The sequence below is a fragment of the Caldivirga sp. genome (assembly GCF_023256255.1).
In the GTDB taxonomy this organism is placed as follows: domain Archaea; phylum Thermoproteota; class Thermoprotei; order Thermoproteales; family Thermocladiaceae; genus Caldivirga.
Genome location: NZ_JAGDXD010000015.1, coordinates 40630 through 55990 on the forward strand (window position 1 = coordinate 40630; position 15361 = coordinate 55990).

The window sequence follows — 15361 nt, forward strand, 5'->3', positions numbered from 1 at the left end:
ACTAGCCCGTGCCTGAGGAACCCTGGCCCTCCTGTCCTCCCTTAGTCCTTAATGCTAATGCTGCTGCGGTAATTGGCTCTAGGTTACTTGGGACGACTAGTACTAGGTTATGCTCCTTAGCCACCTCAAGGAGTGTATCAAGCTGCCTGAGGGTTAGGGCTGCTGGATTCTTAACGTACGTATCAGCTGCCTTAAGGTACATTTGTGATGCTTCATAGTCCGCTTGAGCTAATATCACCTTAGCCCTCCTCATCCTCTCAGCCTCAGCTTGGGCAGCCATGGCTCTAACTAAAGTATCAGGCAACTTAATGTCCTTTATTGCCACACTAGATATCTTAAGGCCCCAAGGCTCCACATGTTCATCAACAATTGACGCTATCCTCTTAGCCACCTCCTCCCTTTGTGTTAGCAGTGTGTCTAAATCCACCATACCAACCACATCCCTTAGCGTCGCTGCGGCTATGGTAGCTGCAGCACTCCTATACTCCTGTATTGATAATACTACATTCTTGGCGTCGAGAACCCTTAGGTAAACTGATGCATCCACTGAGACTTCAACATTATCCCTAGTTAATGCCCTTTGTGAAGGCATGTCAAGCATTATAGTCCTTAAGTCTATGGTGATCACCCTGTCTATGAAAGGTATAACTAGCACTAAGCCAGGTCCGTAAACCCCCTTAAATTTACCCAACCTAAGTTTAACGAGTCTTTGATATTCCGGAACAATCCTTATTGCAGAGGCCAATATGGGTATAACTATTATGAGCACTATTATTGCAATAACTACATCCACTATCAGAGAAACTACGCTCATAGGTTAATGTAATTACTAGGGTTTTAAAACTTTTAGTCAATATACGTAAATTATTTTAGCAATAATAGTAAGTAACGTTACATGGCTAGGGGCATAGTTGATCTTCTTGATAATATTAGGGGAATAAAGAGGGATAAGGTAATGGTTAACCGTGAACTACTGAGGGCGCTGGAGTATGTTAATTCCTCATCAAAGGGTAATGTAGTTTACATAAGCTATAGGCGCATAGTAAACATTATGCAGGGCCATAGGAGGTTAAGTAATGGGGATAAATCAATCATTAAGAGTGTGCTCAGTAGTATGATTGTTGATGTTAACGCAAGGAGGATTAGCAGGGATAAGTGTGTTTACGTAGTGAGTAGGGAAGACTTAGCCTTAATGATTATGAGACTTAAGGAAGCCTTAAATGAATAAATATACTGGTAATGCGAGGCAATGTTTAATAATGAGCACTGGCTAATTCGAAGTAATCATGCAGAGAAGGCTGGGGCTGAACTAATGATGATTATTCAGCCGGCTTAGTTTAATGTTAATTAACAGCAAAGCTTTAATTAAACCTAAACCATAGCTCAATAGTGCTCACTCAAACGCACGTGCAGGTTGGTATTGTTGGGAAGCCTAATGCCGGTAAGTCGACATTCTTCGCAGCATCAACGTTAATAGACGTTAAGATTGCACCTTACCCCTTCACCACTATTGAGCCTAACATTGGTGTAGGCTACGTCACAATACCCTGCGTCTGCAGGGACTTGGGGGTTAAGGATAATCCAAGGAATTCAATATGCATGGATGGGACTAGGTTAATACCAGTGGAGTTAATTGATGTTGCCGGCTTAGTGCCTGGGGCATGGCAGGGTAGGGGCCTTGGTAATCAATTCCTAGATCACCTAAGGAGGGCGCCAGTCCTTATTCATGTCGTGGACGCTTCAGGGGGTACTGACGAGGAGGGTAGGATTCTTAAGCCTGGTTCCCATGATCCAATACTTGACGTTAAGTTCCTTGAGAATGAGGTTGACATGTGGATGCTTCAGATAGTTAAGAAGGAGTGGGATAAGTTGATTAGGCAGGTGGAGTACTCTAAGCAGAAGATTGAGGATGTACTCTACAGCATGTTAAGTGGCTTAGGCTTAACGAGGGCTGTTATTGAGGAGGCATTAAATCAACTATCACTGGTGAATAAACCACCCCACCTATGGAGTGAGGATGTGATTATGGGTTTCGTTAAGTACATTAGATCCATTGGAAAACCCATGGTTATTGCCGCTAATAAAGCTGATATACCTGAAGCTGAGGATAACATAAGGAGGATGATTAAGGAGCTTAAGGGGTATAGGGTAATACCGACGAGCGCTGACGCTGAGTTAGCATTAAGGAAGGCCGCGAATAAGGGCTTAATAAAGTACATACCTGGTAGTCAAGACTTCACAATAGTGGGTAATCTAAAGCCTGAACAGGTTAATGCACTTGAACGGATTCGAGCAGTGATGAAGAAGTGGGGTGGAACAGGTGTTGTTAAGGCACTCAACACCGCTGTATTTGACGTACTAGGCATGATAGCTGTCTATCCGGTGGCTGATGAAAAGAGACTAACAGACACTGAGGGTAGGGTTCTACCAGACGTATACCTATTACCCAGGAACGCCACGGTACTTGACTTAGCGTCAGCAATACACAGTGATATTGCTAAAAGGGCAATGTTCGCCATCGATGCCTTAAGCGGTAGGAGAATTGGGCTTAATGAAAGGCTTCAGCATAGGTCCATTGTTAGAATTGTGGTAACTAGATAGGCGTATTAGGTGTAGGACTAAGTGACTGAAATTAACCCTAGCAGTATGGTAAATATTCCACATATTACCTGAGTTACTAGGCTAGTTGCCCATTAATTGACGTTAATATATTGTCAAATTGATGATAAGGTGTATAAGTAGGCTACGGCAATGGGCATGAAAGTATGAGTAAGGTTCATCCAGCGGTACTTGAGTTTGAGAAGATGGTTAAGGATAAGGAATCATACGTCAAATTCATTGATGAATGGGTTAAGTACTCCTGGAAGTGGGCTAGGGAGAGTAAATACGTCACGGTGTTTAAGATTCAAGCCTCCATACTTCATGCAATCCGAGAATACTTAGATTCCCAAGGCTTCACTGAGGTTTTACCACCAATAATAGGTCCAGTGACGGATCCAGGCATTAGGGGGGCTAAGCAGGCTACAGTGGATTTCTATGGTCATGAGTACAAGGTAATGTCAAGCGCAATACTGTATAAGCAGTACATGGCTGCAGTCCTCGGTAAAATATACTTCATCTCACCTAACATTAGGCTTGAGCCTAATGATAGTGTTTTCACTGGGAGACACCTTGTTGAATTCTTCCAGGTAGACTTAGAGATACTTAACGGTACACTTGATGACGCGATGAATGTTGCTGAGGGTTTATTCATGTACGTTACTAGGTATATTAGGGATACTCACGGTAAGGATCTTGAGAAAATGGGGAGGGATCTACCACACTATAAGACCCCCTTCAACCGCTATACCCACGCAGAGGCTGTTGAACTAGTTAATAAGCTTGGGTGCAGTAACCCAAGGAACACTGAGATATTGTGGGAGTGTGAGAAGGTTCTCTCAGCTCACCACGATAGTCCAATCTTCATTTACGAGTACCCTAAGGGATCAAGGGGATTCTACAACAGGGAGGATCCAAGTAAGCCAGGGTACCTGAGGGATTTCGATATGCTTTACCCGGAGGGTTTTGGTGAATCTATTTCAGGTGGTGAACGTGAGTATGAGCCGGTTAAGGTTATTGCAAGGATTAGGGAGGCTGGTGAGGATCCTAACAAGTACAGGTGGTTCCTTGAGATGCTTAAGGACTTCTACCCATTAAAGACAGCTGGCTTCGGTATAGGCGTTGAGAGGTTAACCAGGTATATTTGCGGCCTTAGAGCCGTCTGGGAGGCTAGACCATACCCTAAGGTGGCTGGTGTAGGTCCAGCACCATAGGTGGTTTAATGTTTGAGTGGCTTGCGTTAAAGATAAGTGAACTAGCCCTCAGGGTGAAGGCAGGCTTAATTATGCTTAGGGGCATTAATGACTTCATTAATGATTACCCACTGGACGAGATACTGCTTAAGGCAATTAAAGGTAAGGAGGGTGTCTACCCCTTCGGTGAATTAGCCTCATATGGGGCAGCAATACTAGGGGCACCGATTAATCGAAGGTCCTACCCAAGGTTCCTAACCATTGATGACTTAATACTGGTTCCACCAGCCTTCACCCCAAGGAGGCTTGAGAAAATGGCTGAGCTACTTAGGGAACCAGTGTTTACAGATGTTAATCTTGAAACTAACATAGGTGGTTTAAAGTCATCAATGCCCCTTGTGGTGGCATCAATGGGGTCAACGGACATAGCCAGCAGGTACAGTATAGTAATTGCTAAGGCTGCTGCAGAGGAGGGTATCCCGTATGGTATTGGGGAGAACGTACACACGGTTAGGGGGTATGATAAAAGGTTAACTCATGGCCACCCAAGTTTCAAGGAGAGGGTTATGGCTTACTTAACTAATATTGATAAGTACGGTGGAGTGTTCATTCAGCAGAATGTTGAGGATGCTTATGATGAGCATTGGAATAAGGTGTATAGTGATAAGGATCTTGAACCATACATTAATGAAGGTAGGATTGCATTTGAAATTAAGATTGGGCAAGGAGCTAAGCCAGGCTTAGGTGGGGTAATACGGATGAGGAGGGAGGAGGCAGTTAAGGTTAAGGAGAAGTACCACTTCCTGGAGGATCCTGAGAAAACGAGCAGGAAGGAGGTTGAAAGGTATTCCGTACCAGGAACCTATACAGCGGACATATTAAGGGGGATGATTAGGTTAATGAGGACTAGTTACCCAAGGGCTAAGGTGTGGGTTAAGGTTGGCCCCTATAGGGATGTGTTAGACGTCATTAAGGTTTCCTATGAAGAGGGGGCTGATGCAGTAATAATTGATGGAAAGGAGGGTGGAACAGGTATGGCGCCCTCTGTGGCCATGAAGGAACTTGGTTACCCAACCATAGTGGGTTTAATTAAGATTAGGAGGGCTAGGTTAATGGGTATTAACGAGAAGGTTAGTTTAATGATTGCGGGTAGACTATTTAATGGTGCCCACATAGCTAAGTCAAGGGCCTTAGGAGCAACAGCCATTTACGCTGGTAGACCATTCATAGTGGCAGCCATGGCTAAGGGTGAAGTAGGTGTTAGGAACCTTATTGAGGCTACTCGTGTGGAAACCCAGATGGTTGTCTCCGCATTAGGTAAGTATGATGTTAAGGACCTGTCTCCTGAAGATGTGGCGTCACTTAATAAAGACTTAGCTTCCGCCTTAGGCATACCTTACGTTTACTCAAGTGAGTACTAGGGTACGTTAATTATAATTGAGTTATTGAATATTAATAACCTGAGAATGATTTAAAAAGGGGCATGAGCTGGGCTCATAATGTGGCTTAGTGATGAATTCCCAAGGGACCTAAACACCCTTAGGACCAAGAGACCACTGGTTCATCACTTCATGAATTTCGTAGTCATGAATGATGCAGCTAACGTTACATTAGCCATAGGGGCTTCGCCAATAATGGCTCATGCTAAGGAGGAGGTTGAGGAGTTGGCCAGTAAGGCTAATGTGCTCTACATAAACATAGGTACTCTTGACGAGTATTGGGTTGAATCAATGATAATTGCCGGTAAGGCAGCCAGTAGGAACAATGTGCCAATCCTCCTTGATCCAGTGGGGGCTGGGGCAACTAGGTATAGGACTGAGGTTGTTAAGAGAATACTAAGTGAGGTGGAGGTCTCAGTGGTTAAGGGTAATGGTGGTGAAATGCTGTCGTTAGCTGGTGTTACAGGTGGCGTTAAGGGTGTTGACTCTGTAGCTAACGCAACCATGGAGACTGCGGTCAGGGTTGCTGAAGAATATGGTGTAACAGCAGTGGTTACTGGGCCATGGGACTACGTCTCAGATGGAGGGAGAAGAATCATTGTTAAGAATGGTACACCACTCCTTCAATACGTAACTGGGTCAGGTTGCATGGTTGGATCAGTGATAGCAAGCTTCATGGGTGTTAACAGGGATTTCGTTAAAGCATCAGTGGAGGGTTTAGTGGCTTTCGAGATAGCTGCGGAGAAGGCTGAGTTGAAGAGTAAGGCACCTGGTACGTTTAAGCAGTACTTAATTGATGAATTATATAACTTAACTGGAGATGACTACGTTAAGATGGCTAAGATTGAGGTGATTCAGTGAAACTACCCAGAGGCATATACGGCATAACTGATGACTCATACACCGTTAAAAGCCATGTTGAGGCAGCTAAAGTATTCCTGGAGGGTGGGGTTAGGATTATTCAATATAGGCGTAAGGAGGGTAGTATAAGGCAAATGCTTAATGAAGCTAGGGAGATTAGGAAGCTTTGTAATCAATATGGGGCAGTGTTCATAGTTGATGATAGGGTTGACATAGCCATCCTCAGTGATGCAGATGGCGTTCACGTGGGCTTAGAGGATGCACCCGTGGATGAAGTTAAGAGGAGGTTTAGTGGTATCATAATTGGGGCTAGTGCAAGCACCGTTGATGAGGCTAAGGCTGGTGAAGCAGCTGGGGCAGATTACTTAGGTGCCGGTTCCATATTCCCAAGCCCCACTAAGCCTGATTACAAGATACTTGGACTTAATGGGCTTAAGAATGTTGTTCAATCAGTAAGCATACCAGTCTACGCAATAGGTGGTGTAACCCTACAATCCATACCGGCAATAAAGGCTACTGGAGCCTGGGGTGCTGCTGTTATATCAGGTATACTGGCTGCTAAGGATCCTGTTAAAATGGCTAAAGCATTCGTTGAAACATGGGAGAACTCGTAACTTAAGTCCATGAATTAAGTATGGAGAAACCTCAATAGTGCTTTTTAAAATTTCCTATCATTTGGAGAGCCGTAAAGGCTCTAGTTAACTTATGGGTTAATGCCCGTAAATGAGGACAACTCAAGCAGTAAAACCCGCACTTAAGGGTTGGGGCAACTCACCATCAGTGAATAAGGATAAGTACCCTTCAGTGTAGTCATGGTTTGATTAATGACTTATGTGGGTAATTTCATGCTAAATGTTCCAAGTTATGTTCTTTAATGATGCCTTAATAGCCTCTAGTGTATCTCTGCTTAAGGTAACTTCCCTGTTAACCATTGGGTGTGTAACCTTAAGCTTAACATTACTACTAGTCCTAATTAGCTCATCGAGTCCCTGGCTAGCCACTTTAAGGTAATGTATGCTCCTTGGTAATGCCCCTGGCGCATAGTCTTCCGGGTAAATTGGCGTTGCCCCTAACTCAACATTATTAATCACTAGTTTAATTGACTTCTCAATGCCAGTGTACTTTGGCAGTAGGTTTCTTAACTCATCATAGTTGTTCACATTTACGAAAACAGTAAGTGTTAGCTCATTAATCTTCGGCACCATAGGAGCATATGTCTTCACAGCCTCCTTGACTACGCTAATGTCATCCACCCCCTCTAGGTAGGCTGTTTCCTCTATCTGAAACCAGACTGTTGCAGCATCCTCAAAAAGCACTGTTACCCTATCATCGATTGGAACATATCTACTCCTCTTATAATCCGAGATAAGCCTATAGACTTCTTCCCTTATTGGGGAATATTGGGAGGGAGTGTAGATTTTTGAAGTAAGGTTCATTAACTTACTCTGCATTTTAAACTACCCTTAATTACAGTTTACCTAGTGTTTCATCCTCTACCTCCGTTTTAACCCCAGCTGACTTATAGTACTTCTCAAGCGCCTCATTAAACCTATTCGCGTGGAACCTCTCAACCTTAGCAACAGCCTCAAGCCACTCTGCAACCTCCAGTAATCCCTCTTCCCTAGCAGTCTTGGCGAAGGCTGGGTACATTTGCGTCCACTCGTAGGTTTCACCGTATATTGAGGCCTTTAAGGCATCCTCAATGGTGTTTATCTCTATCTCAGCCACAGGATCCACACCCAGATACATTAAGTGTCCAAAGGCATGCCCAGTCTCGGCATTTGCGGTCTTTTCGAAAACTTCAGCAATATCATTGAGCCCCTTCTGTCTAGCTAACCTGGCATAATACAAGTATCTTCTATTAGCCATTGATTCACCCTGGAACGCAACTTTCAGGTTCTCGTAGGTTTTCGTACCCTTGGGAATTTTACCGGCCATGATAGAGTAGCTGAACCTAGTTTATAAATATTTCGGGTTAGAAATAATTCACGTATTATCAACTCCTCATCTTAGAGCAGTTTCCATTAACAATGACGTTTAGATCCTTAACCTCAATCCCCCTATTCATTAATTCATTTATAATCCACGTTAAGTCAACATCAACGTCAATTATTTGCCCAGTGTCCTCACACACCACGTTTAAGTGCGGGTGCTTAGCGATCTCATACCAAGTCTTACCATTAACCTCAAAGGATCTCAAGATCCCAAGTCTAGTTAATGCACTTAAGTTATTGTAGACCGTGGAGATGCTTATGCCAGGTTCAATGTTCTTCAACTCATCATGAACACGCTCAATAGTGTAATGTCCACCACTACTCAGTAACCTGAGTATTGCAATTCTCTGCGGCGTTATCTTCAATCCCTTGCTTCGTAAAAGATCTACAGTATCCTCGCTCATATGGTATAGTTCTTACTTGCACTGGAATATAAGTATTTCTACCTAGGAATATCTTTCACATAGGTATTAGGTTAAGCAGTAAGGAAGCGTAGATTAACCTAATGTGAGTTACGTTCTTAAAGGGTAGGGATTACTCAGCAATGTGTTTAACGTAATTAATGATAATGTCTACTCTATGTTGGTTGGAGTACAGAGATTCAGCTTACTCTACGCTACATTGTACATACCTTTAGCCTTTAAGGAATTAACCTACCTGTGGGTTTCATTAGGGTATGCATCATTAGCCATTGGTGGTTTCATAGGTTACTTGTTCGGTTTCAAGAAATGGTTCGTAATACCGACAGTCATACTGTCCGTATTGGCATTACTATTTAAGCAAGCGCTGGTACCATTACTTATCTTCTTAGGGGCACTTCACTCAGTTATAGTACCGAACGCCTACTCGCTTTTCGGTAATCGTGGGGTTGCTAAATCCTATACTGCATCTTCAGTAGCATATTTAATATCCGGCTTAGTCATATACTTTACGAAAACCCCAATACCACTACTGGCAACAGTACTGTTAACCCTACTACCTTCCATTAACCGTGAAGCTAAAGAGGTGACGAGGTACATGGTTAATTTCATAGTTAAACTAGACTTCGTAAGCATTATACCTTACACAATGGTTACATTCATAGTGGGTGGCTTATACACGGTCTACTTATCAACAATACCAAGCTTCGGTGATTATGGGAGGGTAATATTAGCATTATCAGCTGGTTTAATGGGTGTACTTAGATGGATCTCAGATAAATACGTTGATAATGCACTATGGGTAAGCGTGGCTTTAACTGGTGTAGCCTTCATAATCTACGCCCTCTACCCAAGTATTGCCACTGCACTAATCTTCATTGCGCCTTACTCACTTGTCTACCCACTGGTGACAATGACTGCTGGAAGGGGGAGTAAGGACCCTGTTACCAGCATTAATGCTGCCTTCGCAGGCACATCAACAGGTGAGTCTATTATGCCATTCATCTTCCACTACAACAAGTACCTTGTCCTAACCATTTCTGCATTTCTTGTTACCTTACCATTATTGACTAGGCTACGGCAAAAAGGAAGGAGACTAATTACTGCTACGTAATCTCCAGTAAATCCTTATCACGCACCACTTCATGAACAATACTGTACTCGTTTGGTGTACCTATACTGAACCATGTCTTTGACCCAATCTCCATGGCCATTACTCTGGCTTTACCCTGCACAGTTAACTTAATGGCATCAGTAAACTCGATGATTGGCCTACCCTCATCCTCAATCTTCCTTAAGGCTTCAGTCAACACACCATATTTAAATAAGTACACTGCAGTTAAGGCTAGGTTTGACCTAGGTACCCTAGGCTTCTCCTCAACCTCAGTAACCCTGTATAGGCCGGGCTTCTCCTCAACGAAACCCTGCAATACACCATACCTGCTTGGGTCATTAACCCTCCTGACGAAGACTAAGCCATCAACATCATTATTATTAACGAATTTAACAGCGTTCATGAGTATTGAGCTTTCATTAATCATGAAACCATCATCAGAATGTACTATAACCCAGTCAACATCATTAAGACACCCTAATCCCCTATAGACCGCATCACCAAAGCCTCTTGGTTCATCTTGAATCACGAAATCTACGTTAAAAGCACCCCAAAGAGCCTTAGTATACTTGACTATAGCATCATCATCACTCCTCCTCGTTATGCATATTTTGCTGCAACCAACCCTAGCTAAGGTTGTTATTATTAAGTCAAGCATAGGCCTTATGTTGGTAATCCCATTCACCTTAACAACAAGGGGAAGCAACGCCTTTGGAAAAACCAGAGTCCAAGGCCCATCCCTAGTACCTAAGCCTGCGGCCGTAACCACAGCACCAATATTCATTCAAGGTAGTCCATAACTTAGCTAGAATATAAACTGCACTCACCTGTGGTGAGTAATTCCCTTTACAGGTGGCAATGCAATTAATGAAGTTAAGCCAACTCATAGGGAGACGTAGATTAAGCATAATAGAGTTCTACACTTGCAAAAAGAATGAAAATTTCACTTTCAGAGTGAGTGTTGTTTATGTTATTGAGAATAATTATGGTCTCCTCTTCCTCACTTTGATGCAGAGTTTTAGCCCTGGATCTATCATACTTGGCATCGTAAGGAATAAGTGCCCTAGGCCTAATTGTATGTAGTGGCTTAGGATTAGGCATAAGTTGACCTGAGGAGATTATTAAACAGATGTTCAAAATTCATATTCAAAAATATGAAGATTTCGTAGTTAATCTCACTAAAAATAAGGGAATCACTATACGCTCGATGAAGGATACAGCAGGAACTAGTCCACGTAAGGGGATTAGAATTAACGTTGACGGCCTCCCTTTATTAATTCATCAACATAAATGTTTAATGCAGCGAAAACCACCGTCAGTATTGATATTACCATTACTGCAAGTGTAATTGGACTCATACCGGCACCATAGTGGTAACCATTTGCCAATAACATTATGAACCAGGCTAGGAAACCCACCATAGCTCCAGCATACACTACATTGTAATACTTGGTTATGGTTACGATTACCTTAAGGTAATCCATGCTTAGCCCATGCATCTAAATCTTTTAAACATTACTCATTAAGTTTAATCTAAGATCCTCTGGAAGCCGAGAATTAACTTTTACTGCAGTATCAGTGAAGGAAAGAGGTAACGCTCATAAAAGAAGCATGATCCACAGGACTTAAGAGAACACTGTTCTTAAGTTAATGATTAGTGGAATTTATGAACCTTGAATATTTAAGAAATTGTGGGCCTTTAAGGAAGGAGGCATTATGATTACTACGCTTGGGTTAATTGCCTTGCAGCATCCTGGATTTGCCTAAGTAACCGTTCCCAACCACCGTAGATTGTCCAACCACCGTCAACAACTATTAATGAACCTGTTACGTATGATGATAATTCTGATGCTAGGAAGGCTGCCACATAGGCAACTTCCCTAGCATCACCATACCTACCCATGGGTACTCTACCCTCAATGTCCTGTTTAGTGTACTCCCCTCTAGCTATGTTAACTTCCTGGGCTGAGGACCATATGTAACCTGGGGCTATTGCATTAACCCTAATGCCTAATGGAGCCCATTCCACTGCTAAAACCCTAGTTAAACCAACCAAACCAGCCTTGGCTGCCGCGTAGGCTGCACGCTTAGGTAAGGCCACTATTGGGCCAACCATGGAAGCTATGTTAACTATTGATCCCTTAACCTTCTTAGACACCATTATCCTCGCGACTAGTTGCGACATGTAGAAGGCGCTGAATAAGTCTATTCTGAGGGTCTTCTCCCAATCATCAATGCTTAGGCTTAGGCTATCGCGGATCATGTTTATGCCGGCGTTATTTACGAGTACATCTATCTTGTTAAACTTCTCCACAGTCTCATTAACTATTCTTTCGCAGTCATCATACTTACTGACATCACCAGCCACACCAATTGCTTCACCATCACTTACCTCATCATTTAGCTTCTTAACCGTAGTCTGAACCTCCTCGGCATTCCTAGCATTAATCACTACCCTAGAGCCCACTTCCTTAAACAATTTAGCTATCTCATAACCTATCCCCCTAGTGGACCCGGTAACCACCACTACCTTGCCCTTTAAGTCCGGGAAAGCCACCTTGTGTTGTGTTTCGTAACCCATAGTTACCTTTCATGAATCAACACTAATAAGTTTTGCATCGTATACGTAAGGGGTATTGATTAAGCCTAGTTCACTTTTATTAATGCAATTACACGCAGGTTGCCGCATACATGTGAATAATGCTTAAATTCAGTGTTAAGCAGCCAGGGTGATGAGGCAGTACATTTACGTTGCAGTAATGGTAGCAGTTTTGGCTGTAGTTGTTTTCCTTGCCTACATGTATCTTACCACTAAGACCAGCCTAAATACAGTTAACTCAAGGTACAGTAGTTTACTCGAATCCTTAACTAACCTTCAACTTGTTAAGAATAAGTATGGGTCATTACCTATAATCAATGTTTCAGCGGTTTACGCTACTGAGGATGGGTATGTTGTAGTGTTTACAATAAGTAACCCTGAGAATTACACTCAATTCCTATACGACCTAGACATAACAATGTTACCCTACTCCGCCCGCACGTACTACGTAGGGACTGTATCAATACCACCCTTAAGCACAATAACTTATCCCGTGTTCGTCTACTTCAATAGTACCGTGTTGGCTGTAAGCACTATTTATAATTTCAATCAGGTGGCAGGTGGTTCAGAATCCATTAGGAATACTGTTGTTGGGCCTGTGTACTATGCATTAAGTACATTACCTGGTTCAATAATAATGTTGAGTTATACCTTAGTTAATGGGTCAATGCGCACTTACTCCTACATGATTACTAATTTTACTATACTTAAAAACTCCATTTACGCTAATGCCGCAGCTAGTGACTCATGGCCCTCTGAGGTACTTTTAACCTACTTGGCTCCATCACCCTTCTCCGTAATTGGCTATAGACTTATTGCACCTAATGGAACTGCAGTATTAACCTGCTCCTCAATTTCAAAATCAACTTTCCCCAACGGAACCAGCATTAATAACATACCTACACCTATTGGTCAAGTATACCTACCCCTCTATAATGCATCAGCAACGACTACAATACATTACTGGCTAGGCAGTTATTGGGACACGTTCATATATAATGTGACAGCCGCATGTGAAGGTTCCTTCGTACTCTTCTCAATGCCCATGATTCATTATCAATTGCAGGTAATATACACTATTAATGGGACACAGGAAAGTATAACAATCCCAATAACGTATGTAACCACATCAATGCTGATTTGGAGCTAAGAATCTCATTATTACAGTTTATAAATCAAAGCCATGCACCTTAAATCATCATTATTCAAATTATATACGGAACATTAACTTTGCACTGAATTAACTGTGTGTTTAACATAGTGAGAAAGGCAATAAATGTAGTAGTTTCAGCGATTAAATTACATCATTCATTTAAGTCATAACGGAGTAGCACCCGTGAAGGGGGTGTAGTACCAAGACTCAGGAAACCCTAACCTATTAAGGGTGGGAAAGAGGTCAAAGTGCGGTATCTTAACGTGCTAATACTTTAAACTAAGCTTAGGCAGCGTCATTGATGATAATTGAGGCATGTGTAGGTAACTTCAAGGCAATTAAAAGTGCGTGCATGGAGTTCAGTAAGGGCCTAAACGTAGTGCTTGGTCCCCCTTCTAGTGGGAAGTCATCGATACTTGAGGCGATTACACTCATAATGCAGTCAAGGGGTGAGGATGCATTGATAATTGAGGGTAGGTTACTAATGATACATGATATAGTGGATGTTTTGAGAAACATGGATACTAGTAGTAAGGTGACTGTTAGCCTAAAGTTCAGTATTGATGACCAGGTTTCAAGTTTCCTTAAGGATACTGGGGTTAACGTTAACTCAGGAAGTATAACATACAGTTACAGTTTCATTCACTCCCTGGGCAATGTTGAACAGGAGGTTTGGCTTAATGATAATCTTCTAGTCGCCTTCGGTAGGGTGAATGATAAGAATCTTATTTTTAAGCCTGAGCCCCTTGATTTATGCATAACCCCATACCACGTTATGCATGAGGATGCCTTAGAGACCTGTAGTGATCCACCTGATTCAGTTAAGGTGGCTAAGGCCGTTTTATTCTCACTAAGACAGGGATTGAGAGATAGATTCTTCTTCATAGGGGAGAATAGGCTAGCATGGTGGAAGAGAACATTTGAAACAACAGTAGACCTACTGCCCGACTATTCAGTTGGTGGTGATGCACAGTACACTGTCCACCAATTATCAAGAATGCTTACAGTACCAAGTTATAGGGAGCAGGTTAAGGAAATTTTAAGTGGAATGAAGTCATTAAACGTTGAGGATATAACAGCCGGCTTCATAGCTCCAAATAGGTTAATGGGCTTCATAAAGGCTAAGGGATCATGGGGAGTATTATATAATGCTGGGTTGGGAGTAAGGTCAATACTGCCATTAATAGTTCAATTGGTCTTAGCCCCTAAGGGCTCTACAATAATAATTGATGGAGTAGACATAGGGCTTAATGAAGAATCATTGGATAACATATTAGGCGTGGTAAGTAACTATGCTGAAACCAAGAATCTTCAAGTAATAGCCTCAAGTAGGCTAAGGCCAAGAGTAAGCAACGCAAGGATCATTGAGTTAACCGAAGCCTAATTAACGCATAGTTTTAATCCATTAGGCTTCATGCATACATACGCCTTCAAAATTTCCAGTTACAAGCTTCCTATAGAATAGCATGTATTAAATTATTAAATATATTTTTACCCCATGTTGAGAATAAGGTGGGTCACATTAATAATGGGGTCAGAATAAAATTTATTTAGCCTTAATAATTAGGGTACGTTAATGAACAACAAGGTAATAATCATAGTGGTAGCGGTAGTGGTTGCTGCAGTAGCAGTGGTGTTAGTAACATCAGCATTAGGTATAATTCCTCTAAGTATTCCCGGATTAAGTTTTGGTAAATCATTACCCAGTAACGGTTTCGTCTACGTAATTGGCGCTTACCCTAATGTACCTACCCTGGTTCGTGATGTTGTCTATGGTCATGAGTTACGTGGCCTAGGTAGTAGCGAGGGTGTTGGTTCCCTAACTCCTAGTGCGGTGCAGTATATTTTAAAACTTGTTAAGAACGGTAATGACTATGTTATAACTTACGGTAATCCTAAGGCTTCTGTTTGGCTTCTTGAGTTTCTTGATCCAGTCTGCCCTTATTGTTCAATATTTGATGTTTATAATTTTAGTCAGATAGCTCCATTGA

Annotated in this window: 17 protein-coding genes and 1 pseudogene; 10 read left to right on the forward strand and 8 right to left on the reverse strand. The window is 42.2% G+C overall.

Annotated elements, in window-relative coordinates; all coding sequences use genetic code 11:
- Position 1 precedes the first annotated feature (1 nt).
- Positions 2-814: an SPFH domain-containing protein gene (locus tag Q0C29_RS02555; RefSeq protein ID WP_291999096.1), complete on the reverse strand. Its 813-nt coding sequence runs from the start codon at positions 812-814 to the stop codon at positions 2-4.
- Positions 815-895: 81 nt separating this feature from the next.
- Here Q0C29_RS02555 and Q0C29_RS02560 point away from each other — a divergent pair, with 81 nt between their 5' ends.
- The 6 genes from Q0C29_RS02560 to thiE all read left to right on the forward strand — a co-directional run bounded on the left by Q0C29_RS02560 (position 896) and on the right by thiE (position 6705).
- On the forward strand, positions 896-1228 hold the full coding sequence (locus tag Q0C29_RS02560) for a hypothetical protein (RefSeq protein ID WP_291999097.1): 333 nt from the start codon (positions 896-898) through the stop codon (positions 1226-1228).
- A gap of 161 nt (positions 1229-1389) precedes the next feature.
- Positions 1390-2601 carry a redox-regulated ATPase YchF gene (locus tag Q0C29_RS02565; protein ID WP_291999098.1) on the forward strand — a complete coding sequence of 404 codons (1212 nt, stop codon included), beginning with the start codon at positions 1390-1392 and terminating at the stop codon, positions 2599-2601.
- A gap of 164 nt (positions 2602-2765) precedes the next feature.
- A complete protein-coding gene (locus tag Q0C29_RS02570) occupies positions 2766-3812 on the forward strand; it encodes an asparagine synthetase A (protein WP_291999099.1) in 1047 nt (348 codons plus the stop codon).
- A gap of 8 nt (positions 3813-3820) precedes the next feature.
- The gene (locus Q0C29_RS02575) at positions 3821-5212 is read left to right on the forward strand and encodes a glutamate synthase-related protein (RefSeq protein ID WP_291999100.1); all 1392 of its coding nucleotides are present in this window, start codon (positions 3821-3823) and stop codon (positions 5210-5212) included.
- A 78-nt stretch (positions 5213-5290) separates the two neighbouring features.
- The gene (gene thiM, locus Q0C29_RS02580; RefSeq protein ID WP_291999101.1) at positions 5291-6091 is read left to right on the forward strand and encodes a hydroxyethylthiazole kinase; all 801 of its coding nucleotides are present in this window, start codon (positions 5291-5293) and stop codon (positions 6089-6091) included.
- Positions 6088-6705: a thiamine phosphate synthase gene (thiE, locus tag Q0C29_RS02585; RefSeq protein WP_291999102.1), complete on the forward strand. Its 618-nt coding sequence runs from the start codon at positions 6088-6090 to the stop codon at positions 6703-6705. The genes thiM and thiE overlap by 4 nt, the downstream gene beginning before the upstream one ends.
- Before the next feature lie 234 nt (positions 6706-6939).
- Here the strand turns inward: thiE and Q0C29_RS02590 are convergent, their stop codons facing one another.
- The 3 genes from Q0C29_RS02590 to Q0C29_RS02600 are packed head-to-tail and all read right to left on the reverse strand — an operon-like array spanning position 6940 to position 8489.
- Positions 6940-7542, reverse strand: a complete 603-nt coding sequence (locus Q0C29_RS02590) for a DUF3501 family protein (RefSeq protein WP_291999103.1) — start codon at positions 7540-7542, stop codon at positions 6940-6942.
- Positions 7543-7558: 16 nt separating this feature from the next.
- Positions 7559-8029: a rubrerythrin family protein gene (locus tag Q0C29_RS02595; RefSeq protein ID WP_291999104.1), complete on the reverse strand. Its 471-nt coding sequence runs from the start codon at positions 8027-8029 to the stop codon at positions 7559-7561.
- Between the two features lie 58 nt (positions 8030-8087).
- Positions 8088-8489, reverse strand: a complete 402-nt coding sequence (locus Q0C29_RS02600) for a Fur family transcriptional regulator (protein WP_291999105.1) — start codon at positions 8487-8489, stop codon at positions 8088-8090.
- 142 nt (positions 8490-8631) lie between these two features.
- Between Q0C29_RS02600 and Q0C29_RS02605 the strand changes: the two genes are divergently transcribed.
- Positions 8632-9618, forward strand: coding sequence for a hypothetical protein (locus tag Q0C29_RS02605; RefSeq protein WP_291999106.1), 987 nt, complete (start codon positions 8632-8634; stop codon positions 9616-9618).
- On the opposite strand, the gene Q0C29_RS02610 is transcribed toward Q0C29_RS02605, so the two are convergent.
- From Q0C29_RS02610 to Q0C29_RS02625, 4 genes are all read right to left on the reverse strand, one after another.
- On the reverse strand, positions 9611-10402 hold the full coding sequence (locus Q0C29_RS02610; RefSeq protein WP_291999107.1) for a nucleotidyltransferase family protein: 792 nt from the start codon (positions 10400-10402) through the stop codon (positions 9611-9613). The two genes, Q0C29_RS02605 and Q0C29_RS02610, sit on opposite strands and share 8 nt — an antisense overlap.
- Positions 10403-10518: 116 nt before the next feature.
- The gene (locus Q0C29_RS02615) at positions 10519-10719 is read right to left on the reverse strand and encodes a hypothetical protein (RefSeq protein ID WP_291999108.1); all 201 of its coding nucleotides are present in this window, start codon (positions 10717-10719) and stop codon (positions 10519-10521) included.
- A gap of 149 nt (positions 10720-10868) precedes the next feature.
- Positions 10869-11102, reverse strand: coding sequence for a hypothetical protein (locus tag Q0C29_RS02620; RefSeq protein WP_291999109.1), 234 nt, complete (start codon positions 11100-11102; stop codon positions 10869-10871).
- A gap of 239 nt (positions 11103-11341) precedes the next feature.
- The gene (locus Q0C29_RS02625) at positions 11342-12199 is read right to left on the reverse strand and encodes an SDR family oxidoreductase (protein ID WP_291999110.1); all 858 of its coding nucleotides are present in this window, start codon (positions 12197-12199) and stop codon (positions 11342-11344) included.
- A 151-nt stretch (positions 12200-12350) separates the two neighbouring features.
- Between Q0C29_RS02625 and Q0C29_RS02630 the strand changes: the two genes are divergently transcribed.
- The 3 genes and pseudogenes from Q0C29_RS02630 to Q0C29_RS02640 all read left to right on the forward strand — a co-directional run.
- A complete protein-coding gene (locus Q0C29_RS02630) occupies positions 12351-13367 on the forward strand; it encodes a hypothetical protein (RefSeq protein WP_291999111.1) in 1017 nt (338 codons plus the stop codon).
- A 304-nt stretch (positions 13368-13671) separates the two neighbouring features.
- Positions 13672-14754, forward strand: a complete 1083-nt coding sequence (locus Q0C29_RS02635; RefSeq protein WP_291999112.1) for an AAA family ATPase — start codon at positions 13672-13674, stop codon at positions 14752-14754.
- 192 nt (positions 14755-14946) lie between these two features.
- Positions 14947-15361: pseudogene (locus Q0C29_RS02640) on the forward strand (hypothetical protein); the annotation flags it as partial.